We start from the raw sequence: 21,332 nt of genomic DNA on the forward strand, positions 1-21,332 counted from the left end.
TAAGACGATTATTGACGTGGAGTTTTACCAACCATTTTGGCTGCTCTTAAGAAATCAAAGTCTACACCTTGATCGGCTTGGGTAACGGTATCTAAGAATAGCTTCTTGTATCCCCGTTCAGCAGTCGGTGATGTAATTGGATTTTCTTGAGCGCGCCGAGCCAGCTCTTCATCAGAAATTAGCAAGCTGATCTCGCGATTTTGAACGCTCAAACGAATGCGATCACCATTACGCACATGCGCCAATGGGCCGCCAATGGCTGATTCAGGGGTAACATGCAAGACGATTGTTCCGAATGCGGTGCCACTCATGCGCCCATCAGAAATGCGAACGATATCTTTCACACCAGCACGGGCTAGCTTCATGGGAATAGGGATGTAGCCTGCTTCAGGCATACCAGGCGCACCTTTGGGGCCAATATTCTTGAGCACCAAAATATCATCAGCTGTGACATCTAAATCTGGACTATCAATTCGAGAAGCAAGATCCTCTGCATTCTCAAACACCACAGCACGACCTTCATGCTCCATGAGTTTCTCGTTAGCTGCTGATTGCTTAATAATCGCGCCACCAGGCGCTAGATTGCCATGGAGAACGGCAATGCTGCCACGAGGATAGATTGGCTTGTCAAATGGACGAACAACATCCTGCTTAAAGCTCGGAGGTGCTGCATCAATTTCTTCGCCAAGTGTTCTACCGGTCACAGTCATTGCATTGAGTTTTAACTGGGGCTTAAGTTCGCGTAATAAAGTGGTCATGCCACCAGCATCATGGAAATTTTCCATGTAATGATCGCCAGAAGGTTTTAAATCCACCAGTACGGGAGTTTCATTACCCATTTTGTCTAGAGCGCTTAAATCAATCTCCAGGCCCATACGACCGGCGATTGCTGTTAAGTGAACGATGCCATTGGTAGAGCCACCAATAGCCAGTAATACACGAATTGCATTTTCAAATGCGTCTGCAGTCAGGATCTTGTCAATCGTTAAGCCATCTTTAGCCATTTGCACGGCACAAGTGCCAGTTTCTTCTGCAACTCGAATGCGGTCTGCAGTCACGGCTGGCGGAGTAGCGCCGCCGGGAACTGTCATGCCCAGAGCTTCGGAGATACAAGCCATTGTGCTGGCAGTACCCATCACCGAGCAGGTGCCTACGCTAGCAACGAGTTGGTCATTGACTTCGTCTTTTTCAATTTCATCGATCTCACCAGCACGGAATTTACCCCAGTAGCGACGACAGTCAGTGCATGCGCCAACACGTTCACTACGATGTGAGCCAGTCAGCATAGAACCAGTAATGAGTTGAATGGCTGGTAAGCCTGCAGAGGCGGCGCCCATCATCTGAGCTGGGACTGTTTTGTCGCAACCACCAATCATGACAACCGCATCCATGGGTTGAGCACGCAACATCTCTTCCGTATCCATCGACATTAGATTACGCAGGTACATACTAGTCGGCGCAGCAAAACTCTCATGAATCGAGATGGTCGGAAATTCCATCGGTAAGCCGCCAGCGAGCATGACGCCACGTTTGACTGCTTCAATGAGTTGCGGCATATTGCCGTGGCATGGGTTGTAAGCACTGCCAGTATTGATGATGCCGATCACAGGACGATCTAATGCGCTATTGGTATAACCCGCGCCTTTAATAAATGCTTTTCGTAAAAATAATGAGAAACCTTTATCGCCATAACTCGTTAAGCCCTTACGTAATCCAGTCTCAGGTGCTGTTTTAGGATCTTTTGGCTTGGTGCTCATATTTGTCTCAGTAATGAATATTTATCAAAATACTATTTAAATCTTATTGTAGTCATCCAGACGCTATAACGCCTATAGGCCGCCGCCCCAGCGATATTGCCAAGAAATACCAACAGCGTTATAGCTCGTATCAGTGCGGGAATAGACCCCTGTACTTCCTGTTAGTCGGATGGAGTGATGTTTATCAACCGGGTAGGAGAGCGTAGTACCAAAACGCCAGTTTTCTTGAGAGCTATTTACTGGCGTGCCGTTGACATAGGTCTGCCCACCAAAGAAGTAAGTCGCATCGGCCGATATCCATGCCGTATTTGGGAAGTAGTAAATAACATGGGTTTCGCTTGAATACACTGGATTTTGCGACAAGGTATTGTTTCCCAGATAGTTTGCATTGCTGGTATAAATCGATGCCATGCCAGCTAATTCCAAACGCCATGGACCCACTGCTTGCGAGGCGCCGATACCTGGCTGAATGACTGTGCGATTACCGCCAACATTGATCATCTGATCACTGTTGTACTTACCCCAAGGAATGGAGGCAGCGAGACTTGCGCCAATAATCAGGTCTTGCTGATAATTTTTAAACTCACTTATAGAAAGTGCAGGCGCACCATATAAGTTGACTGAGGCCTTAATCATAGGATCAGATAGACCTTCAGCGGATGCATTAATGGCTTGACCGCCTAAGGTGCCAGTACCAGATAATTCAGAATAGGGTAGCACCAGACTAATTCGTCCCGATTGGCCTGCAACATCCAGGATATGGGTCAGGCTAATGGCTTCAGTAGTTAACTTATATGTGCCACTTTTGACTTGGGCAATGCCGCCCGTTACAAAGTTAATACCAATTGGGGCATTAGAATAAGCGCGGGCTTCAATTTCTTGAGCTTGAACGCCGGTAGAGAGAAAGCCTAAAGCAAAAATCCAAAAAAGAGTTCTTGAGCGTAAGGTCAAAGCTTGAGACCTCAAAAAAATCAAGCAGCAGAATCTTTTTTGCCAAAAAGGATATTGAGCGTCGTATCCTCACCCAGGGCCAATCTGATGCCAACCAACACAAGATATGGCCAAACGATTAGCCAATAAACCAGAGTCATGGCTAAGACATGCAGAGGATTTTTTTGGCCAAAACTGGTCATCGCATCAATAAAGTTTTTGCCGTGAATCAGCCCCTCAACTCCGGCCTCAATATAGTTCAAGCTCAGAACCACAAAAATATAGAAGAGCGATTCAAGGAAGAGGGATTTAATAATCCCATGGGTCTTGTTGATCTTGATTGGAAAGATGGCCTGGGCTATCAACATAAACTTGGCGCAAAGGCCCGCTTTGATGAGAGCAAGTCCAAAAATAGAGAAGGTAATCGGATGACCTTCTGAATTGGTGACGGCTAAAAAAGTCAGGGCGCAGAACCAAGTGCCAAAATAGGCAGTCAAAACTAAAGCCTTCTTAGCTTCCCCCTCAAGCTTTTCCTTGATGCCTTCAGAATGAGTTTCAGTGCTTGAGTTTGTTTTCATTACTTAAGCATTACAGCAAGACTCGCCACTAGAGCAGGCTGACGTAGTCTCAACCGGTGCTGGCTCATGCGTGTAGCGTGCAATGAAGGCATGCTGACTGCGTAGTGGTAGCTTAATCCACACGAAGTGACCAGATCCTGGAGCAACATCAATTGGCTCGCCGGCCATATTCCACATGGCATCCAAGACAATGTCTTGATTGCCTTGAGGTTCGATGATTTCGATCTTGTCGCCAACAGAGAAGCGGTTTTTAACATCGACTTTAACTCTGCCAGAAGCTGCATCGATATCCAGCGTTTCCCCAACGTACAAACTTCTACCCGAGAGGGAGTGGCCGCGCATATAGAGTTGATATTCTTTATCGTGATGACGCTCATAAAAACCATCGGTATAGCCACGATTTGCAAGACCTTCTAAATTGCCAAGCAGAGTCGTATTAAAGGGCCTACCTGCTACAGCATCGTCAATGGCGGAGCGATAGGCCTGACAGGTGCGTGAAACGTAATAAGGTGACTTCGTGCGACCTTCAATCTTGAAGGAGTCAACGCCCATCTTGGTTAATCGTTCGATATGCTCAACAGCACGCAAGTCTTTGGAGTTCATGATGTAAGTGCCGTGCTCATCCTCTTCCATAGGCATTAATTCATCTGGACGACGGGCCTCTTGAAGCAAAACAACATCACCACTAGAAGTTTGCTGCCCAGGCTTAACTTTGTAATCCCAGCGACAGGCATTGGTACAGGCGCCTTGATTGGAGTCGCGATGGGACATATAGCCAGACAAGAGGCAGCGCCCAGAATAGGCAATACATAAGGCGCCATGCACAAAGACTTCAAGTTCCATCTCAGGACAATCTTGACGCACTTCTTCAATCTCATCAAAAGAGAGTTCACGAGACAAAATCACTCGGCTAATACCAACAGAGCGCCAGAATTTAGCAGAGGCGCCATTCACTGTATTGGCTTGTACTGATAAATGAATCGGCATATCAGGCCATGCCTCTCTGGCCATCATGATCAATCCAGGATCTGACATGATGAGGGCATCTGGCTTCAAGGCAACTACGGGGGACATATCTTTAATATAGGTGCGAGTCTTTGCACCATGAGGCAATAAGTTGGAAACCAAGTAAAACTTTTTACCCAGCTGATGTGCAGTATCAATACCTTCTTTAAGTACTTCGATTTTCCCAAAGTCGTTATTGCGAACTCTCAAAGAATATCGCGGCTGGCCCGCATAAATCGCATCGGCTCCGAATTCGAAAGCAGTTTGCAACATGGACAGGCTGCCGGCAGGGGCTAGAAGTTCTGGGATTTTGGTCATAGTCAGTATTTTAAGGCCCTTGGCAGGTTTTAGGTTTTAGCTGATGTGGCTAGTAAATAACCTAAAAAAGAGCGTTTTCTTTGGTATCTTGACCGTCTTCAAACGTTTATTGGATCACTTACCAGATTGCCGTTTACGTTTGAACAGTATCCAAGCCGTATTGATTCCAGTAAGGGCCATGATTGGCCAGAGCAGGGTACACAGCGTTATCCAAAAAATACGACCTTTTAGACTTGGAGTTTGATCGGAGTCATTTGCCTTGAGAGGCCCTTCGCTAAACCAGTGTCGCTTTGAATAAGTGACAAAACCAAAGCATGCGCCAAAGATGAGAAAAAGGCTGATAAAAGTATATGCATCGATCATTTGTTATCTTATGTAAGATTGCTTGATTTAAATCTTACAGGATGTTTTCAATGCGTTTAAATCAAATTTTCCCTATTCTGAATAGATGGTAATTTGTTATTAATTCTCCATAGTGATGCACTTTTCTGCCCATGAAAAAACCCTGTAGCTATTAGGCATACAGGGTTTTAATTTGGCTCCTCGACCTGGGCTCGAACCAGGGACCTACGGATTAACAGACACCTTTTAGACTCCAATTGTCACTACATTACACCAAAATACAATTAGTAGATGGGGTGATGCAAAACATATAAACCAACAAATAACTGCATGAGCTGGGCCGAATATTCCTAAAATATGCCAATAATGTTGTATTTTTAGATGTAGGTTCTTTGGTGAAAGAGTGCGCAAAAATTATGAGACATAAGGTTAACTATATTGTGAAGAGATGCGCTTTCTTCTTTGGTGGCGACCAGCCACAAGTTTCCTGGTTAGAACGCTTTAGGGCAGCGTTTGGTACATTCGCAGGGCTTTTAGTTGTTCTCGTTATTGCAAAGTATCTTGGAGATTTAAATGGGTTAGATGAGTGGTTAACAGCCTCTTTGGGCGCAAGTGCGTTCTTAGTTTTCACGCTCCCACAAAGTCCTATGGCTCAACCTTGGGCTGTGATTGGGGGAAATACTCTATCTGCATTAGTTGGGATTACAGTCATTTATTTTATTGATGAACCGCTTATTGCAATGCCATTGGCTGCCAGCCTGTCAATTTTTGGTATGTTTATTTTGCGCTGTTTACATCCACCTGCAGCGGCTGTTGCATTAATTGTGGTGCTTGGACATGTGATGCATTACCGATATGCTTTTTTTCCAGTAATGGTTGACTCAGCATTACTGGTCTTGATGGGGGTGATTTATAGCAATTTAACGAAAAAGCCCTACCCAAACAGGCCTAAGTAAGGCCTGTTGGATTGCTTTATTTGTGTTTCGTTGCGGCAATTGAAGCAATGCAGTCCTTAATTCCATAGTTATGGTACTTGCCTGCATTTTCTTTCTTAAGCGATTGGGCGCACTCTACAACTGAATTTCGCACATTAATTTTTGGAATATTATTTGTCATCCTGACTCCTTTAAATTGATATTTTTAATTTGCTTGGAGTTAATGCCTACAAGCTATTAAATTTTAATTATTTTTTATTAATAATGCAGTAAGGCTTATTGGCGGCATTCGGACAATCTAGGTGTGCCCAAGCTTTGGCCCATACAAGCTATCGATTCTGATATGCGAAGTTTTATTGGCTTCATGGGATGAGTACTCCGAAGATAATTTCAGCGTTATTCAAACCACAAGAACTGTTTTCTAGTGATTTGATAGACCCTGTTACAGAAATCTTCTTTAGATTCACCAGCCTCCTTTAAGAGGCCCTCGGATTGGTTCCAAGTGCAATCAGCCCATCCCATGTAGTAGATTTTGGTAGCTTCAGTCTTTAGCTTAATAGATAGCTTCTGTAGGCGGCTTTTTAAGGTCATTTCCTGCCCTCTAAATGAGTTAATTCCAGGTCTGTGAGCCTTTTTTCTATTTCGGTCAACTCATATGCTTTGAGTATATTAATCAGCATGTAGACTAGTTTTGTGCCATTGCAGGGCAATATTTTGTTGCACCGTGTTTCACGATATACCTTTGCCATTTCACGCCTGATGTCTTCAGATGTTGATAGATTTATGCGAGGGGTAGGGTCATCAACAATTTCAATATCTGTATGCATGGTCGGTCAATATATTGTGCAGAATAAGTTGTGCTGGATATGGTTGTGGGAGGGGACAAAGCCTGATACAGCCTTTTACTAAAAACCATGACACGACCACATCAAGCCAATGTCAATAATCCCTCTAATGCAATACAACGCTATCGAATCCTGTCTTTACGAGATAGCCGAGCCAACCTACATCCTGGTAGGGTGCAATATGTATATCGCCCTTAACCCAATCCAACTTTGCATGGGCTTTGTTCAGCTCTCTTAATACATCCGCTTTTGGTAATTGACCGTTACTGCCAATCGCAAAGTGCAAATGTGGGCGTTTTTCTGTTTTGCCAATCTCCATACAAAAAATCCCATTCAACTTCGCATGGCCATACCGATATTGACGCTTAAACAAAGCTTTGTTTACCAGTGAAAGGTAGTGGCGTCCAGTCTGCTCAAAAATTTGAGGTGTTATCTGGGTTTGGTAGTGAGGATGTCGCTTTTTGAGATTTATTGTTACGGCCCAATCGAAAGGACCTAATCCATTGAGAAATTGAAGAATTTCATCTTTACTCGGCCTCATCTCAGCCTTCGGATAGTTGGTTACAAATGAGGCCAATTTCCAAAACGGCAACATCAAATTTATTCTGGTTAATCAATATGTGACCAGCAGGCTTAACTACTGCTCCAGCCTTAGCGAGAACTACTTTATTTTTTCGAATAAACCATTGCAAACTAGCATCGCTTGGAAATATATGCTCACGCCCAATCCTATATTGCGTTGGATTCGTGAGTGCCAATAGGCTATTTAGTGTGACTTCATGCATCGCAAACTCTTCTTTCAAATTACCTTGTAGTAACGAGGCTTTCCGACCCCAGAGACAAATATCTATATGACTCTGGGAAGATTTTGCGATTTAGTGAGTATTAATTCAAAGTCAAAACCTAGGGGGTTTTTGCACTTTTTACTTATCCTGAACTTTTTTCTGCCTATTCCAAATTCTTCGAACGGTAGCTTCATTGCTATCAATGTCATAGGCGACAGCATTTATTTCATCGGTGATATTCGATTGATTTCGTTCCTTTCTTTGTCTAATTTCTTCGTAGATGATTTCTTCTTGGGTTGGAGTGAAGGCTGATGGGCGGCCAACTTGAGTGCCGTGCTTTATCGCATTAATACAATCGGATAAGACAGGCAGTAGCTTCGGATGTATGGGGATTGCTTTCTTAAATAGCTTATTTAAGTGTTCACATTTGCCAGATTCAATAGCAACTTCAATTGCTTGCAGATAATCTAATGATGACTGAACCATTCGGAGCTCAAGTCCTTTTTTTGGGTTGATAAGGCTTTCATCAACAATTTCACGCACTATCGCCTGGAGCGAAGCAGAGTATTCGGCATTTTTCATCGAAAATCTCCCATGACACGGTTTACTAAATCCGATTTATGTTTTATTGCAAGATGGCTGTAACGCTTGGTAGTCGTCAAATTGCGTTGACCTAAAACATCTGCAATTTCTAGCAGCGTAGCACCACTTTGAGCTAGGAATGATGCACAGCTATGCCTTAAGTCATGAAAGCGAAATTCTTTTACCTTGGCCTTCTTTAGGGCTTGCTTCCATCTATCCTCGTGGTTATATGGCCTGTCTGGCATTCTTGTTGAGGCAAAAATGTGCTGATTCAGCGGCTGTTCAAACTTCATCATTTCTTCAATGATTACTGGCAGCAAAGGCAATGTTTTTCGGTCTCCATTTTTTGTAATAGCCAAATAGGCTTCACCTCTCTCGAGGTTGATGTCAGACCATCGCAATCGTTTGAGCTCACCCTTGCGAGCTCCAGTGGTAATGCCCAGAAGCGTTAGTAGATATAGTTTTGGCCATTTAGACTCTCTACAAGCTTGCAAAAGTGCTTGTCGTTCACCATCGCTTAAGAAGCGAACAATTTCATTATTTTCAGGTCTGCGTTCAATTGCTTTACAAGGATGCTCCCAGCGTTTAGGTGCAATTCGTTTTTTAATGCACCAAGTGAACAAAGCGCCAATAGCAGCTGCATAACGATTAATTGTTGCTGGAGCGTAAGGCTTATTTTTGGATTTAAAGATGGATTTACCATCTGCATCCTTGCCGGCATAGTAGCGAGCATCTTTACTGGCAAGCTCCTCAATGGCAAAAAAGATATGGTCTTCATCCACCTCGTTGAGTGTGAACCTGCCAATTTTGGATTGCCACCAAGTCATTCTCTGAGCACGAGACTCATCTTTGCCCTGATAACAGGCCATGTAGGCATCAATTGCTTGGGAGATGGTGATACTGCCATTACGCTCTGGAAGGGCAATAAGGTTTGTTTTAGGGCTTGCGGTGCCGGAAATCACCGACAAGCTTGCAAACGGTACATCTAAAGACTCGTAACGATTCATTTTTAACTCCAATTTAGGTGACCGCTTTTTTCACCAGCGGACTAAAGTGGGAGTCTTAAAAGCCCCGTTACTACAAGGTATTTGGCTCCTCGACCTGGGCTCGAACCAGGGACCTACGGATTAACAGTCCGGCGCTCTACCGACTGAGCTATCGAGGAATAAGCGGATATTATAGCAAGATGCGTTCACTACTTCCTACATCCGTACAGATCCCCAAAGTACTTACCATTGCTGGGTCAGACAGCGGTGGCGGGGCGGGGCTTCAGGCTGATCTTAAGGTTATCACTGCCCTTGGGGCGTATGGGATGTCAGTGATCACCGCCATCACGGCTCAAAACACTCTGGGAGTCACTCGTATTCAGGATGTGGACCTCGATGTTGTGGAAGCCCAAATTGATGCAGTCTTATTGGATATCGGGGCAGATATTGTCAAAATTGGAATGTTGGCTAGCCCAGAGATTGTGCGAACTGTAGCCCAAGCGTTGCGTCGTCATGGAGTAAAGCGGATTGTGCTTGATCCTGTATTGCGCGCCACCTCTGGTGCAAGCCTAGGCGGCGATGACACAGCCCAAGCCATGATTGCGGAATTATTTCCGATGGCAACATTGATTACGCCAAATATGGATGAGGCATCTTTGTTATTAGGTCGCGACATCTTAGCCCCGGATGATTTCAAGCAAGCTGCCCAACAGTTGCTTGATATGGGTCCGCAGGCTGTCTTGATTAAGGGTGGGCACCTTGATGCTACCCATACTCAAATCACTGATTATCTGTTGTGGAAAACGATTGAAGATGATTTAGAAGTCATTCAGTCAAAAGAATTCAAGCACTACCGTGTGAATACTGCCAATACTCATGGCACAGGTTGTTCCTTGGCTTCAGCGATAGCTACTTATTTAGCTGGAGGTCATGATTTAAGTCATGCAGTAGCAAAAGCAATTGCTTATGTTGAAGCCGGCTTAGAAGCAGGGCGTTTCTTGAGCATTGGCGAGGGCCCAGGACCCTTGTGGCATATGCATGATTTCTATCCTACAGCTTTGTTGGATGAAAAAGGGAGTTACTAAAAGCTTCTCTGCTCTTGCAGACTATTGCATTAGCTCTTGCAAGTGCTTGATCGCAGCTCTCGGATCTTTGGCTTGCGTGATAGCGCGTACAACCGCCACCGAGCCAACACCACTCTTAGAAACGGCATGAATGCTGCCTTCGTCAATGCCACCAATGGCTACCAAGGGATAGTGGCTCATGAGTTTGGCATATTGATACAAGCGACCTAAGCCTTGTGGTGCAGTAGGCATCATTTTTAAATTCGTCGGAAAGACTGCTCCCATCGCAATATAGCTAGGGCAAAAGCGATCCGCATACGCCATCTCTGCATAACCATGAGTGCTTAAACCCAAACGTAGACCAGCTGTACGAATTTGATCTAAATTGGCAGTGGCGATATCTTCTTGACCAAGATGCACACCATAGGCGCCTGCATCAATGGCTTGCTCCCAGTAATCATTAATAAAGAGCAGGGTCTTGCTATCTTTGCTTGCTGCAACTGCTTCTTTAATTTGTTTTCTGATCTTGGATCTATCATCCGACTTAAAACGCAATTGCACTGTTGGCAGTTCTGCATCCACCATGCGTTTTACCCAATCTGCATCAGGCATCACACCATATAAACCTAAGCGAGTTGGGCATTCAGCAAAGGCATTTGGATTCATATTCCGAGTCCAGGGCAGCAAATCAAAATGCTCTGGTCTATTGGGCCATTTCTGAGCATTAAAGCCACCATCGCCTTGAGCCATCCGAGACCAGGCCTTACCTAACACCTTCGCATCAGATTCAATAAAGCCCATATGGATTGCTGCAAGAGCACCCGCAAGCTCATAGTGATCGGTAGCAGCTTCGTTATCAATTCTGGGTGGTGGATTACTAGGTGTAAATTGGGGAATCGGAATGCATAGCTCATCATTACGATGGGCTGCAATGATTTGCTCAGCAAGATCCCGAATCAGGCTCATTAGCTCTGATGCCAAAAAGGAGTGCCAACTAATGGCGTGCTCGCCTGAGCAGATTCTTGTGGCTTCATAGCGCCGGATAAATAAGCGGCGCGGCCCGCATCTACTGCCATAGCAAAGGCCTTAGCCATGACTACAGGATCTTCTGCAAGTGCAACAGCGGTATTTAAGAGAACGCCATCAAAGCCCCATTCCATAACGGTACAAGCGTGAGATGGGAGGCCAAGACCTGCATCAACTAGTAGAGGAACCTTAAGGCGGTCGCGCAATAGTTTCATTGCATAGGGATTTAGAGGCCCCTGACCAGTTCCAATCGGTGCCGCCCAAGGCATGACGGCCTGACAACCAACATCAACTAAACGTTGGCACAAAATCAAATCTTCAGTGCAGTAAGGCAATACTTTGAAACCATCTTTGATTAATGTTTCGGCTGTTTGAACCAAGCGCAAAGTGTCTGGCTGCAAGGTGTAGTCATCACCAATTAATTCCAATTTAATCCAATCAGTCTCAAATACTTCACGGGCCATTTGAGCGGTAGTGATGACTTCTTGTGGACTATGGCAGCCTGCGGTATTGGGCAGAACGGGTACGGCCATCTTTTTCAGGAGATCCCAAAAACCGCTATGTGCCTCAGTTGTCGAGGTCCCTTGGCGGCGCAGACTCACGGTAATCATTGCTGGATTGGATGCTTGAACAGCGTTCTCCAAGACCAGTGGTGATGGGTAACGTGAGGTGCCTAACAATAGCCGGCTAGCAAAGCTCTCGCCATAGAGAACTAAAGCATCGGCGCTGTTGAGATTATTGGGTAATGGTGCGGTCATGATTATTTAACCTCCGGTAACCGGAGCAATGATTTCTATTTCGTCATTCTCATTAAGAAGAAACTCACCATGCTGAGTCTTGGGTACAAAGTTCAAATTCACAGCTACAGCATAGGGCGGCTTCGCGTCTATTAAAGAAAGCACATCAGAGATCACGCTCTGAGTGGGGAGCTCATGCTCAATTTGGTTCACGATTACACGCATAAGCTAGCCTCAGAATTATTAGTTTCCTGAGTGATGTTCAGACCTAAATCGAGTGCGGTATTACTGTCGCCAGATCTTAGAAGTTCTAAAGCGCAGTCTAAGACCGCTGGCGCAATCATAAAACCATGGCGATATAGGCCATTGATCATGATTAAGTCAGAGAGCCCTTTGTCTTTGCGAGTTTTGATTTCTGGAAGATTATTTTTAAGAGTTGGTCGACACTGGGTTGCCATTTCCAAAATACGGGCCTCGGCAAAGCCACTATGCACTGTATATACCGCACTTAGTAGCTCCATCGCTGAGCGTACGCTCATTTCAGATAAATCATCTGATTCAATTTCAGTAGCACCAACAACATAAACGTCATTTTCTTTGGGGGCGATATAGATTGGATAGCGCGGATGAATCAAACGGGTAGGGCGTTTGAGTTTGACTTCGGGCGCATAAAGACGAATTACTTCACCACGAACACCACGCAAGGTGTTGTTCCAGCCATCCTTTGCTCCGGTGCCACGACAGTCAATGACTGCTTTATAAGCATGATCTTTTCGCAGTTCGTCTGGGTTTACCTCGGTATTCCAGTGGCAATGAACCTTCAGACTGTTCAACTCGATGAGGAGTGCATCCAATAATTGGCGATTATCAAGCTGCCCTTCATTTGGCAAAAACAAGCCTTGTGTAAAACGATCTGCTACACCGGGTTCAAGATCACGTACCGCTTCATTATTGAGTTTTTGCGGTAGCTGCAGCAAAGAATTGTTGCGGCAGTTGCGCTCTAAGTGGGCAGTAAATCGTTCTGCATCACTAGTATCTTGCCGATGCCATAAGATCAATGTGCCATCTTGTTGAAAAAATACTGGGGTTGATAGCTGGCTGATCAGTTCTTTCCAGCGCGGCAGACTATGAATGCCCATCCGCACAACCGAATCTTCTGTGATAGCAGATTCAGCAAGTGGAGCCAGCATAGCTGCTGCAATGCGTGCGGTAGCACCACTGGCGTCGGAGTGACCTTTATCAAAAAGCTCTACTTGAGATCCTTCTCGGGCAAGTGCTACCGCCAGTAGACGGCCCATGAGGCCGCCACCGACAATCGCGTACTTGCTATTCGAGAACGAAGCGCTATTCACCATCAGCCCAGATCAATTTACTGATAAATCTCACTACCACGCTTACGGAACTCTGCTGACATCTCTTCCATGCCTTTTGCTGGATCAGAAGATGCTTCTGCAGTGATCGGAATGACTTTTGCTTTTGGATTACCGTCAGCATCCAGTGTTGCAGCGTAATCACGTACTTCTTGAGTGATCTTCATCGAGCAGAACTTCGGTCCACACATCGAGCAGAAGTGCGCAATCTTCGCGCCTTCAGCCGGCAAGGTTGCATCGTGGTATTCACGTGCACGCTCTGGATCTAAACCGAGATTAAATTGATCTTCCCAGCGGAACTCAAAACGCGCTTTGGATAGAGCATTGTCGCGAACCTGTGCACCAGGCAAGCCTTTAGCCAAGTCCGCGCCATGAGCGGCAATCTTGTAGGTGATGATGCCTTCACGAACGTCTTCTTTATCGGGCAAACCTAAATGCTCTTTCGGAGTGACATAGCAAAGCATCGCTGTGCCATACCAACCAATTTGGGCTGCGCCAATACCGCTGGTGATGTGATCGTAACCAGGAGCAATATCAGTGATTAATGGTCCAAGGGTATAGAAGGGCGCTTCTAGGCAATGCTTCAGTTCCTCAGTCATATTCTCTTCAATACGCTGCATTGGAACGTGACCGGGGCCCTCAATCATGACCTGAACATCATGCTTCCAGGCTTTGGCTGTCAGTTCTCCCAAGGTATGGAGTTCACCAAACTGAGCAGCGTCATTAGAGTCTGCAATACAGCCTGGACGTAAACCATCGCCTAAGCTAAATGACACGTCATACGCTTTCATGATCTCGCAGATCTCATCAAACTTGGTATAGAGGAAGTTTTCTTTATGGTGCGCTAAACACCACTTGGCCATAATGGAGCCACCACGAGACACAATACCGGTAATACGATCTGCAGTCAGTGGCACGTAACGCAGCAATACACCTGCGTGGATAGTGAAGTAATCCACACCTTGCTCTGCTTGCTCAACTAAGGTATCGCGGAACATTTCCCAGGTGAGGTCCTCAGCGATGCCGCCGGTTTTATCCAGAGCCTGGTAAATCGGAACGGTACCAATTGGTACTGGCGAATTACGAATAATCCACTCACGGGTTTCATGAATATGTTTACCTGTGGAAAGATCCATGATGGTATCTGCACCCCAACGAATCGACCACACCATTTTTTCAACTTCTTCATTGATTGAAGAAGTCACAGCAGAGTTACCAAGATTGCCGTTAATCTTTACGCGGAAGTTGCGACCAATAATCATGGGCTCTAATTCAGGGTGATTAATGTTCGCAGGAATAATCGCGCGACCAGCAGCAATTTCAGAACGCACAAATTCACCGGTAACGATATCCGGTAGGTTTGCACCATAAGACTTGCCAGGGTGTTGCTTGAGAAGCTGCTTGTAGGCAGGGTCTTTGCGTAGTTGCTCTAGGCCCATAGATTCGCGTAGGGCGACATATTCCATTTCTGGGGTAACGATGCCTTTACGGGCGTAATACATTTGACTGACATTATTCCCAGCCTTAGCAACACGCGGCGCACTGATGTGTGCAAAGCGTAACTTTTGAGTTGCTTGGTCTTGAGAGCGAGCAACTCCGTATTCAGAGCTTGGGCCAGCGAGTTGAATCGTGTCACTCCGTTCCGCAATCCAAGCATCACGTAATCTTGGTAAACCCATTTCAAGATTAATCACGATATCAGGATCGCTATACGGTCCTGATGTGTCATAGACGGGTACAGGTGGATTAGGAATCATTTCTTCGCCAACACGAGTTGACAATTGTTCGATCATGCGGATCGGCGCTTTTACATCGGGACGTGAACCTTGTAGATAGGTTTTTGTTGATGCTGGGTAAGCGAACTTCTGACCAAAGTCGCGCTCTAGGCTTTTTAAGCTTGGAATTTCATGTTTGGTTTTTTGATTATCTTTACTCACGTCCATCTCCTTACAGTTTTAGATGGACGAAACCGGGTGTCGGTCTGATGTAACTTCCCACGCCAGCATTACCTGGATCGGGTTCTAGGGTCTTTCTCAGCGCCTTCAATCTCAAACCACTTTGAAGGGCACCCCTGTTTCATCCTTAAGAAGAATTTAACCACGAAATCCGCTTTGGGTTCATGACTCCAATCAAAAGCCACGTAAGGGCCTAAAAAACCTTATTTATTGCATCGCAAGATGTAGTCGGCGGTGACAAAAGCGGCATCGCTCGTAAATTCATCGGCCAGAATGCGGGCAGCTGCTTCGGCTGGGGATACTTCAATGAAGCCACTGACTTCCCCGTCATGATTCGTGGGTACAAAGTGATCCGGAAGTTCTAAGTCATAAATATAGAGCTGTTCATCATGGAAGCCGCGAGTAGGGATTGGTCGGCGCATATGAATTCGACCCACTGGCTCTAACTGATCAGCAATTTGCGCTGGCACACCCGCTTCTTCCCAGAGTTCCCGTATTGCACAAACCCAAGGTGTCTCATCAGCAGAAATGCCACCAGCAGCAATATTGTCTAACTTACCAGGATCAGTAGCCTTGGTTTCACTTCGCCTACCCAGCCATAGCGAAGCAGACTTTGTGTAGCCATTGATATGGGTTGCCATGCTTCGAAAGCCAAACGTGCGAAAAGCCGAACGCTCCAAGCGAAAGTGCTGGTGCCCATTGTGGTCAAGCCAGGCAAAATCTTCGTTACGCCAACCTTGGATATAACCAGCCGCGCGCATCTTGTCGGCTAATTGGTAAAGGCTCGCAGATATCTCTTTAGGCCGACCCCGGTGAATATTTAAACGATCATTTCCAATGCTAATGAGTGGAATCGCATTTGCTTGAAGGGATTCTCGAACATACGGGATAAATTCTGGGTTTAAGTAGCCGATTACTTGATCGCCTTGACTGCCTTGAGAAAGCTGAATCGGCATAAAGTCGGCTGGGGCAGCGCGGGCTGTATTTTGGAGCATTTCCTCCAAGGCAGCGAGCGTGCTGGTTGATAGCTTGATCATAGGCTGGAGTTTAAGGGAACATGCCGTTCTTAGGGTTTTTGTCAATGATTTCTGGCATAAAAAATATCGAACAGCGATGACTAAAGTTTTGTACGTACCTAAAATTTGTCATGAACTCACTGCAAATAATTTAAGCAAGCTAGGTCGCTCCATAGAAATCTACGACTTACGAAAACATTTGGAGATTTATCCACATGGCCTGTGGATAAGTTTGATTGATTTGGTGGTCCCGCCGACAGGAATCGAACCTGTATCCCACGCTTAGGAGGCATGTGCACTATCCATTGTGCTACGGCGAGTATGCGTCAATAAAAAACTGTGTTAGGGAAAGTGATTCCTAATTTCAAAGCCATCACCAACCACATAAAGCCCAAACTTGATTTGTGATAGCAACCATCATGTCGGGCGCAAAGTATGCAGAAAAAATCAACAGCAACACCGATAAGGCAAAACTATAAAGCAGCAATTGCCTTAATGAAAATCGCTTACTCATGCGTTTACTATGCGAGTAATGGCGCGCTCTTTCACTGGCAAGTTCACTAAGAATGCAAATACACCCAGTGCGATAGCAATTTCCCAAACGATTAAATAAGATCCCGTGCGATCAAATAAGTATCCGCCGAGAAAGGCGCCGCAGAAACTGCCAAGCTGATGTGAAAAGAATACTAAGCCGGAGAGCATGGTAAGGTATTTCACGCCAAAGATCTGCGCAACGATACCGTTTGTGAGTGGAATAGTGGATAACCACAAGAAGCCCATGATGGCTGCAAAGATGTAGGTGGTCATTGGGCTTAATGGGATGAGCAAGAATCCGATGATCGCAATAGATCTGCTCAAGTAAATGCCTGAGAGTAAGTAGCGCTTGGGAAGGCGTTGACCCAACATCCCTGCGCCATAGGTACCAAAGACATTAAATAGACCAATCAGTGCAAGAGCAGTGGTCGCTACGGCAGGAGCTCCTACTGCTGGATAGCTTGCAGAAAGATCTTTTAAATAAGGTGCTAGATGTACAGCAATAAAGACCACCTGAAATCCGCAAACAAAATAGCCTAAAGTCAGCAAACGAAAGCTAGTGTTACCCATGGCTTCTTTTAAGGCCTGCTTAATCGTTTGATCGCCCAGATTATTGCTATGGGCAAAGTTTTTCTCACGCAACATGTAGGCAGTTGGAATCATGAGGCTTGCCATGAGCGCTAGCAATAAGAGTGCATCTTGCGCTCCAAAGGCGCTTAATAAACCTTGCTCAACAGGAATCATGAGGAACTGGCCAAAGGAACCTGCGGCAGCAGCAATGCCCATTGCCCAAACACGCTTATCAGCGGGTACATTACGACCTAAGATGCCATAGACCACGCTGTAGGTGGTCGCTGTTTGTGCTAAACCAATCAACAGTCCACCAGCAACAGTAAAGTTAAAGACGTCCGTAGAGATGGCCATACCAGCCAAACCCAGGGCGTACAGAATGCCGCCGGCCACCATAATCTTGAATGCGCCATAACGATCAGCCAGTGCACCGGTGATTGGCTGAAAGGCACCCCAAATGAGATTTTGTAGGGCGATCGTTAAAGCAAAGGTCTCGCGACCCCATTCATTCGCGGAGGTGATGGGCAGATTGAATAAACCAAAGCCATGACGAATACCCATCGACATGGTCACCATGAAGCCCCCAAAAATGAGCACTTGTTTCATGGTGAGTGATGGCTTGATCGTAGAGGTGCCCATGACCTAGATGATTCCTTTTTGATGTAGTTCATTAATCTCAGCGTCATCCAGCTTGAGGCGCTCATGCAAAATCTCATCGGTATGCTGACCTAGAGTTGGAGGCGCCATACGAACTTCAGTAGGTGTTTTAGAAAGCTTCATTGGGCTAGCAACTAATTTCATATTGCCAACAGTAGGGTGCGGCACATTCAGTTGAACATTTCTAGAAATCACCTGCTCATTTTCAAATACTTCTTTGAAATCATTAATGGGTCCGCATGGAACATTTGCTTGCTCCAATAAGGTAATCCATTCCCCTTTGGTTTTTTTGCGCGTCATTTGCTCTAGCAAGGGTATTAATTGTTTGCGATGCTGTACCCGTAATGGATTGATTATGTATAGAGGGTTGTCGGCCAAATGGGCCTCTCCACCCACCGTCACAAAATCTCTAAATTGACCATCATTACCAGCAGCGACAATCATCCAACCATCTGATGTTGGAAAGGTTTGATAAGGAACAATGATGGCAGAGGCATTTCCCCAGCGCTTAGGCACTTCACCAGAAGTAAGGTAGGCGCTTGACACATTGGCCATCACGGCTATTTGCGTATCCAGTAAAGACATATCAATGTATTGACCTTCGCCTGTGCGATCACGATGGATGACTGCCGCCAAAATAGCGGAAGAGGCATACATTCCTGTAAAGATGTCAGCAATGGCTACACCTGATTTTTGTGGACTGGCACCTTCAAAATCATGTGCTTCGCCGGTAACACTCATCAAGCCACCCATGCCTTGGATGATGAAATCATAGCCAGGGCGATGAGCATAGGGACCAGTTTGACCAAACCCTGTGATCGAGCAATAAATTAAATCAGGCTTTACTTTTTTGAGACTCTCATAGTCGAGGCCATATTTAGCTAGATCTCCAACCTTATAGTTTTCAATCACAACATCTGATTCTGCTGCAAGCTGGCGAATAATTTCTTGACCTTCAGGCTTAGCAATATCCACCGTAATAGAGCGCTTATTTCGATTGATGCAAATAAAATAGGCAGATTCTTTAGTTTCTTTGCCAGCTGCATCCTTTGCAAAGGGAGGACCCCAATGACGGGTGTCATCTCCCGCACCAGGGCGCTCGACTTTAATGACGTCAGCACCAAGGTCAGCCAGGTTTTGAGCGCACCAAGGACCGGCCAGCACACGGCTAAGGTCTAAAACTCGAATATGACTTAAGGCTCCCATCCCCTGATTTTGGCATGGATGACAGGGGAATTCTTGAAAAGTTCGGCTTTGAGCTCAGACATGACTACAATTTGCGCGCATGGCTACCCGTAAAACTTCCGAATACAGTGAATCGTCGATTCAGGTCCTAAAAGGCCTAGAACCAGTCCGTCAACGGCCGGGAATGTACACTCGAACCGATAACCCCCTGCATATCATTCAGGAGGTATTGGATAACGCTTCTGATGAAGCTTTAGGCGGATTTGGCAAGCAAATCATTGTGACCATGCATACCGACGGTAGTGTCAGCGTCGAAGACGATGGGCGAGGTATTCCGGTTGGCATGCATCCAACAGAAAAGCTACCAGTAGTGGAAATCGTCTTTACCCAATTGCACGCTGGTGGCAAATTCGAAAAAGGTTCTGGTGGCGCATATGCATTCTCTGGTGGTTTGCATGGTGTTGGTGTTTCTGTAACCAACGCACTATCGAAGAGATTGGAAGTCACCGTTTGGCGCGATGGGCAGATTTCTACCTTAACCTTTGCTGATGGCAAAGTGATTGAGAAGCTCAAAACAAAACCATCCTCTAAAGAGGATAAGTCTCATGGCACACGCGTTCGCGCCTGGCCTGATGGAAAGTATTTCGATAGTTCGGCTATTCCAATGGCTGATCTGATTCGCCTCTTACGCTCGAAGGCTGTTCTACTGCCTGGCGTTAAGGTCACACTGATTCAAGAAAAATCTGGCGAGAGTCAAACTTGGCAATACGCTCAAGGCTTGCGTGGCTATCTAAATGAGGCGATTGCTCAGGCTGGCCATGGCCCAGAAGTCATTCCGCCATTCGAGGGCGAGCAATACGCTACTGGTACGGGGGAGGATGATTCCTTTGCTGAAGGTGAGGGCGCTGCATGGGTTGTTTGTTGGACTGAAGATGGTGCTCCAGTGCGCGAGAGTTATGTAAATCTGATTCCAACACCTGCCGGCGGTACTCATGAAAGTGGTTTGCGTGAAGGCCTCTTTAATGCCGTAAAAGGCTTTATTGAAATGCATGCTCTGCAACCCAAGGGTGTGAAGCTCATGCCTGAGGATGTATTTGCGCGCGCATCTTTTATTTTGTCTGCCAAAGTTTTGGATCCACAGTTTCAGGGGCAAATTAAAGAGCGCCTCAATTCTCGGGATGCTGTGAGATTGGTATCGGGTTATGCAAAGTCTGCTCTAGAGCTCTGGTTAAATCAACATGTTGATTACGGTCGCAAACTTGCTGATCTCGTCATTAAGCAAGCCCAAGCAAGAACTAGAGCTGGTCAAAAAGTTGAGAAGAAAAAATCTTCTGGTGTTGCAGTGCTCCCAGGCAAACTCACTGACTGCGAGAGTCAAGACATTGCCATTAATGAAATCTTCCTAGTTGAGGGTGACTCAGCGGGTGGTTCAGCCAAAATGGGCCGCAATAAAGAATACCAAGCCATCCTTCCATTGCGTGGCAAGGTGCTCAACACCTGGGAAGCAGAGCGAGACCGCTTATTTGCCAACAATGAAGTACACGATATCGCAGTAGCCATTGGGGTCGATCCACACGGTTTAAACGATGATCCTGATTTATCGAACTTGCGTTACGGCAAAGTGTGCATATTGTCTGATGCGGACGTTGATGGCGCCCATATTCAGGTGCTCTTATTAACCTTGTTCTACAAACATTTCCCAAAACTCATTGATTTAGGGCATGTGCATATTTCGAGACCGCCACTATTTAGAGTTGATGCTCCAGCGCGTGGTAAAAAACCAGCACAAAAAATTTATGCACTTGATGCAAGCGAGTTGCAAGCGATTGAAGATAAATTGCGTAAAGATGGTGTTAAAGAATCTGCTTGGCAAATCTCCCGCTTTAAAGGCCTTGGTGAGATGAGCGCTGAGCAATTGTGGGATACAACCCTGAACCCGGATACCCGCCGTTTACTGCCAGTAACACTAGGATCCTGGACCGAAGATGAGACTTTTAAAACCATGGATATGTTGATGGGTAAATCTGAATCTGGTGCCAGACGTGATTGGCTCGAAGAGCGTGGCAATGAAGTTGAGGCAGATATTTAATGGCAACCAAGAAAACTCCAGGCAAAAAACCTGCTGCAGAGCAAGCGGATTTGTTTTCCAGTCCAA

General features: G+C 45.8%; 21 protein-coding genes, 2 tRNA genes and 1 riboswitch. Of the genes, 3 read left to right on the forward strand and 20 right to left on the reverse strand.

Translation table 11 applies throughout. The features are described 5' to 3' along the window. Positions 1-8: 8 nt before the first annotated feature. From B6A14_RS07800 to B6A14_RS07815, 4 genes are all read right to left on the reverse strand, one after another. Complete coding sequence (locus tag B6A14_RS07800; protein ID WP_087909914.1) at positions 9-1,757, reverse strand: IlvD/Edd family dehydratase; 1,749 nt, start codon at positions 1,755-1,757, stop codon at positions 9-11. Positions 1,758-1,829: 72 nt separating this feature from the next. Continuing rightward, positions 1,830-2,708: a transporter gene (locus B6A14_RS07805; protein ID WP_201721495.1), complete on the reverse strand. Its 879-nt coding sequence runs from the start codon at positions 2,706-2,708 to the stop codon at positions 1,830-1,832. 20 nt (positions 2,709-2,728) lie between these two features. Then, positions 2,729-3,265, reverse strand: coding sequence for a hypothetical protein (locus tag B6A14_RS07810; protein WP_087909915.1), 537 nt, complete (start codon positions 3,263-3,265; stop codon positions 2,729-2,731). 3 nt (positions 3,266-3,268) lie between these two features. Further along, positions 3,269-4,588, reverse strand: a complete 1,320-nt coding sequence (locus B6A14_RS07815; RefSeq protein ID WP_087909916.1) for a peptidase U32 family protein — start codon at positions 4,586-4,588, stop codon at positions 3,269-3,271. A 758-nt stretch (positions 4,589-5,346) separates the two neighbouring features. Here B6A14_RS07815 and B6A14_RS07825 point away from each other — a divergent pair. Continuing rightward, the gene (locus B6A14_RS07825; protein ID WP_087909918.1) at positions 5,347-5,886 is read left to right on the forward strand and encodes an HPP family protein; all 540 of its coding nucleotides are present in this window, start codon (positions 5,347-5,349) and stop codon (positions 5,884-5,886) included. Positions 5,887-5,902: 16 nt separating this feature from the next. Here the strand turns inward: B6A14_RS07825 and B6A14_RS10270 are convergent, their stop codons facing one another. The 7 genes from B6A14_RS10270 to B6A14_RS07860 form a co-directional block, all read right to left on the reverse strand. Continuing rightward, positions 5,903-6,046 carry a hypothetical protein gene (locus B6A14_RS10270; protein ID WP_161491119.1) on the reverse strand — a complete coding sequence of 48 codons (144 nt, stop codon included), beginning with the start codon at positions 6,044-6,046 and terminating at the stop codon, positions 5,903-5,905. Between the two features lie 215 nt (positions 6,047-6,261). After that, positions 6,262-6,456 (reverse strand): hypothetical protein, encoded by a 195-nt coding sequence (locus tag B6A14_RS07830; protein WP_087909919.1) that lies wholly within the window; start codon positions 6,454-6,456, stop codon positions 6,262-6,264. Between the two features lie 360 nt (positions 6,457-6,816). Continuing rightward, complete coding sequence (locus B6A14_RS10235; protein ID WP_087909921.1) at positions 6,817-7,251, reverse strand: hypothetical protein; 435 nt, start codon at positions 7,249-7,251, stop codon at positions 6,817-6,819. A gap of 1 nt (position 7,252) precedes the next feature. Continuing rightward, positions 7,253-7,495: a hypothetical protein gene (locus tag B6A14_RS07845; RefSeq protein WP_129560418.1), complete on the reverse strand. Its 243-nt coding sequence runs from the start codon at positions 7,493-7,495 to the stop codon at positions 7,253-7,255. A 138-nt stretch (positions 7,496-7,633) separates the two neighbouring features. Continuing rightward, complete coding sequence (locus B6A14_RS07850; RefSeq protein ID WP_087909923.1) at positions 7,634-8,077, reverse strand: hypothetical protein; 444 nt, start codon at positions 8,075-8,077, stop codon at positions 7,634-7,636. Continuing rightward, positions 8,074-9,084, reverse strand: coding sequence for a tyrosine-type recombinase/integrase (locus tag B6A14_RS07855; RefSeq protein ID WP_087909924.1), 1,011 nt, complete (start codon positions 9,082-9,084; stop codon positions 8,074-8,076). Before B6A14_RS07855 ends, B6A14_RS07850 begins: the two co-directional genes overlap by 4 nt. An 82-nt stretch (positions 9,085-9,166) precedes the next feature. Further along, positions 9,167-9,242, reverse strand: a tRNA-Asn gene (locus B6A14_RS07860). Positions 9,243-9,263: 21 nt separating this feature from the next. On the opposite strand from B6A14_RS07860, the gene thiD reads away from it, so the two are divergent. Further along, positions 9,264-10,148 carry a bifunctional hydroxymethylpyrimidine kinase/phosphomethylpyrimidine kinase gene (thiD, locus tag B6A14_RS07865; RefSeq protein WP_087909925.1) on the forward strand — a complete coding sequence of 295 codons (885 nt, stop codon included), beginning with the start codon at positions 9,264-9,266 and terminating at the stop codon, positions 10,146-10,148. A gap of 21 nt (positions 10,149-10,169) precedes the next feature. Here the strand turns inward: thiD and thiE are convergent, their stop codons facing one another. The 9 genes from thiE to B6A14_RS07910 form a co-directional block, all read right to left on the reverse strand. Beyond that, positions 10,170-11,093 (reverse strand): thiamine phosphate synthase, encoded by a 924-nt coding sequence (thiE, locus tag B6A14_RS07870; RefSeq protein WP_087909926.1) that lies wholly within the window; start codon positions 11,091-11,093, stop codon positions 10,170-10,172. Further along, positions 11,093-11,911 (reverse strand): thiazole synthase, encoded by an 819-nt coding sequence (locus B6A14_RS07875; RefSeq protein ID WP_087909927.1) that lies wholly within the window; start codon positions 11,909-11,911, stop codon positions 11,093-11,095. Before B6A14_RS07875 ends, thiE begins: the two co-directional genes overlap by 1 nt. 6 nt (positions 11,912-11,917) lie before the next feature. After that, positions 11,918-12,115: a sulfur carrier protein ThiS gene (thiS, locus tag B6A14_RS07880; protein ID WP_087909928.1), complete on the reverse strand. Its 198-nt coding sequence runs from the start codon at positions 12,113-12,115 to the stop codon at positions 11,918-11,920. Beyond that, entirely contained in the window at positions 12,106-13,245 is a 1,140-nt protein-coding gene (locus B6A14_RS07885; protein ID WP_087909929.1) for an FAD-dependent oxidoreductase, read from the reverse strand. The genes thiS and B6A14_RS07885 overlap by 10 nt, the downstream gene beginning before the upstream one ends. A gap of 14 nt (positions 13,246-13,259) precedes the next feature. After that, positions 13,260-15,164 carry a phosphomethylpyrimidine synthase ThiC gene (gene thiC / locus B6A14_RS07890; protein WP_201721518.1) on the reverse strand — a complete coding sequence of 635 codons (1,905 nt, stop codon included), beginning with the start codon at positions 15,162-15,164 and terminating at the stop codon, positions 13,260-13,262. A 70-nt stretch (positions 15,165-15,234) separates the two neighbouring features. Further along, positions 15,235-15,343: riboswitch (TPP riboswitch) on the reverse strand. 75 nt (positions 15,344-15,418) lie between these two features. Continuing rightward, on the reverse strand, positions 15,419-16,252 hold the full coding sequence (locus B6A14_RS07895; RefSeq protein WP_087909931.1) for an NUDIX hydrolase: 834 nt from the start codon (positions 16,250-16,252) through the stop codon (positions 15,419-15,421). 224 nt (positions 16,253-16,476) lie between these two features. Beyond that, a tRNA-Arg gene (locus B6A14_RS07900) sits at positions 16,477-16,551 on the reverse strand. Between the two features lie 190 nt (positions 16,552-16,741). Beyond that, on the reverse strand, positions 16,742-17,974 hold the full coding sequence (locus B6A14_RS07905; RefSeq protein ID WP_087909932.1) for an MFS transporter: 1,233 nt from the start codon (positions 17,972-17,974) through the stop codon (positions 16,742-16,744). 3 nt (positions 17,975-17,977) lie between these two features. Continuing rightward, positions 17,978-19,198, reverse strand: coding sequence for a CaiB/BaiF CoA transferase family protein (locus tag B6A14_RS07910; RefSeq protein ID WP_087909933.1), 1,221 nt, complete (start codon positions 19,196-19,198; stop codon positions 17,978-17,980). Positions 19,199-19,277: 79 nt separating this feature from the next. Between B6A14_RS07910 and B6A14_RS07915 the strand changes: the two genes are divergently transcribed. Next, positions 19,278-21,266, forward strand: a complete 1,989-nt coding sequence (locus B6A14_RS07915) for a DNA topoisomerase IV subunit B (RefSeq protein ID WP_087909934.1) — start codon at positions 19,278-19,280, stop codon at positions 21,264-21,266. Positions 21,267-21,332: the final 66 nt, after the last annotated feature.

The sequence above is a fragment of the Polynucleobacter hirudinilacicola genome (assembly GCF_002192535.1).
Lineage (GTDB): Bacteria > Pseudomonadota > Gammaproteobacteria > Burkholderiales > Burkholderiaceae > Polynucleobacter > Polynucleobacter hirudinilacicola.

Bases quoted from the DNA above. Each gene is read 5' to 3' on its own strand.
- B6A14_RS07800 (WP_087909914.1), bottom strand. From the start codon at position 1,757: ATGAGCACCAAGCCAAAAGATCCTAAAACAGCACCTGAGACTGGATTA.
- B6A14_RS10270 (WP_161491119.1), bottom strand. From the start codon at position 6,046: ATGACAAATAATATTCCAAAAATTAATGTGCGAAATTCAGTTGTAGAG.
- B6A14_RS07855 (WP_087909924.1), bottom strand. From the start codon at position 9,084: ATGAATCGTTACGAGTCTTTAGATGTACCGTTTGCAAGCTTGTCGGTG.
- B6A14_RS07825 (WP_087909918.1), top strand. From the start codon at position 5,347: ATGAGACATAAGGTTAACTATATTGTGAAGAGATGCGCTTTCTTCTTT.
- B6A14_RS07830 (WP_087909919.1), bottom strand. From the start codon at position 6,456: ATGACCTTAAAAAGCCGCCTACAGAAGCTATCTATTAAGCTAAAGACT.
- B6A14_RS10235 (WP_087909921.1), bottom strand. From the start codon at position 7,251: ATGAGGCCGAGTAAAGATGAAATTCTTCAATTTCTCAATGGATTAGGT.
- B6A14_RS07810 (WP_087909915.1), bottom strand. From the start codon at position 3,265: ATGAAAACAAACTCAAGCACTGAAACTCATTCTGAAGGCATCAAGGAA.
- B6A14_RS07885 (WP_087909929.1), bottom strand. From the start codon at position 13,245: ATGGTGAATAGCGCTTCGTTCTCGAATAGCAAGTACGCGATTGTCGGT.
- thiS (WP_087909928.1), bottom strand. From the start codon at position 12,115: ATGCGTGTAATCGTGAACCAAATTGAGCATGAGCTCCCCACTCAGAGC.
- thiD (WP_087909925.1), top strand. From the start codon at position 9,264: ATGCGTTCACTACTTCCTACATCCGTACAGATCCCCAAAGTACTTACC.
- B6A14_RS07815 (WP_087909916.1), bottom strand. From the start codon at position 4,588: ATGACCAAAATCCCAGAACTTCTAGCCCCTGCCGGCAGCCTGTCCATG.
- B6A14_RS07915 (WP_087909934.1), top strand. From the start codon at position 19,278: ATGGCTACCCGTAAAACTTCCGAATACAGTGAATCGTCGATTCAGGTC.
- thiE (WP_087909926.1), bottom strand. From the start codon at position 11,093: ATGAGCCTGATTCGGGATCTTGCTGAGCAAATCATTGCAGCCCATCGT.
- B6A14_RS07910 (WP_087909933.1), bottom strand. From the start codon at position 19,198: ATGGGAGCCTTAAGTCATATTCGAGTTTTAGACCTTAGCCGTGTGCTG.
- B6A14_RS07845 (WP_129560418.1), bottom strand. From the start codon at position 7,495: ATGCATGAAGTCACACTAAATAGCCTATTGGCACTCACGAATCCAACG.
- B6A14_RS07895 (WP_087909931.1), bottom strand. From the start codon at position 16,252: ATGATCAAGCTATCAACCAGCACGCTCGCTGCCTTGGAGGAAATGCTC.
- B6A14_RS07875 (WP_087909927.1), bottom strand. From the start codon at position 11,911: ATGACCGCACCATTACCCAATAATCTCAACAGCGCCGATGCTTTAGTT.
- B6A14_RS07905 (WP_087909932.1), bottom strand. From the start codon at position 17,974: ATGGGCACCTCTACGATCAAGCCATCACTCACCATGAAACAAGTGCTC.
- B6A14_RS07850 (WP_087909923.1), bottom strand. From the start codon at position 8,077: ATGAAAAATGCCGAATACTCTGCTTCGCTCCAGGCGATAGTGCGTGAA.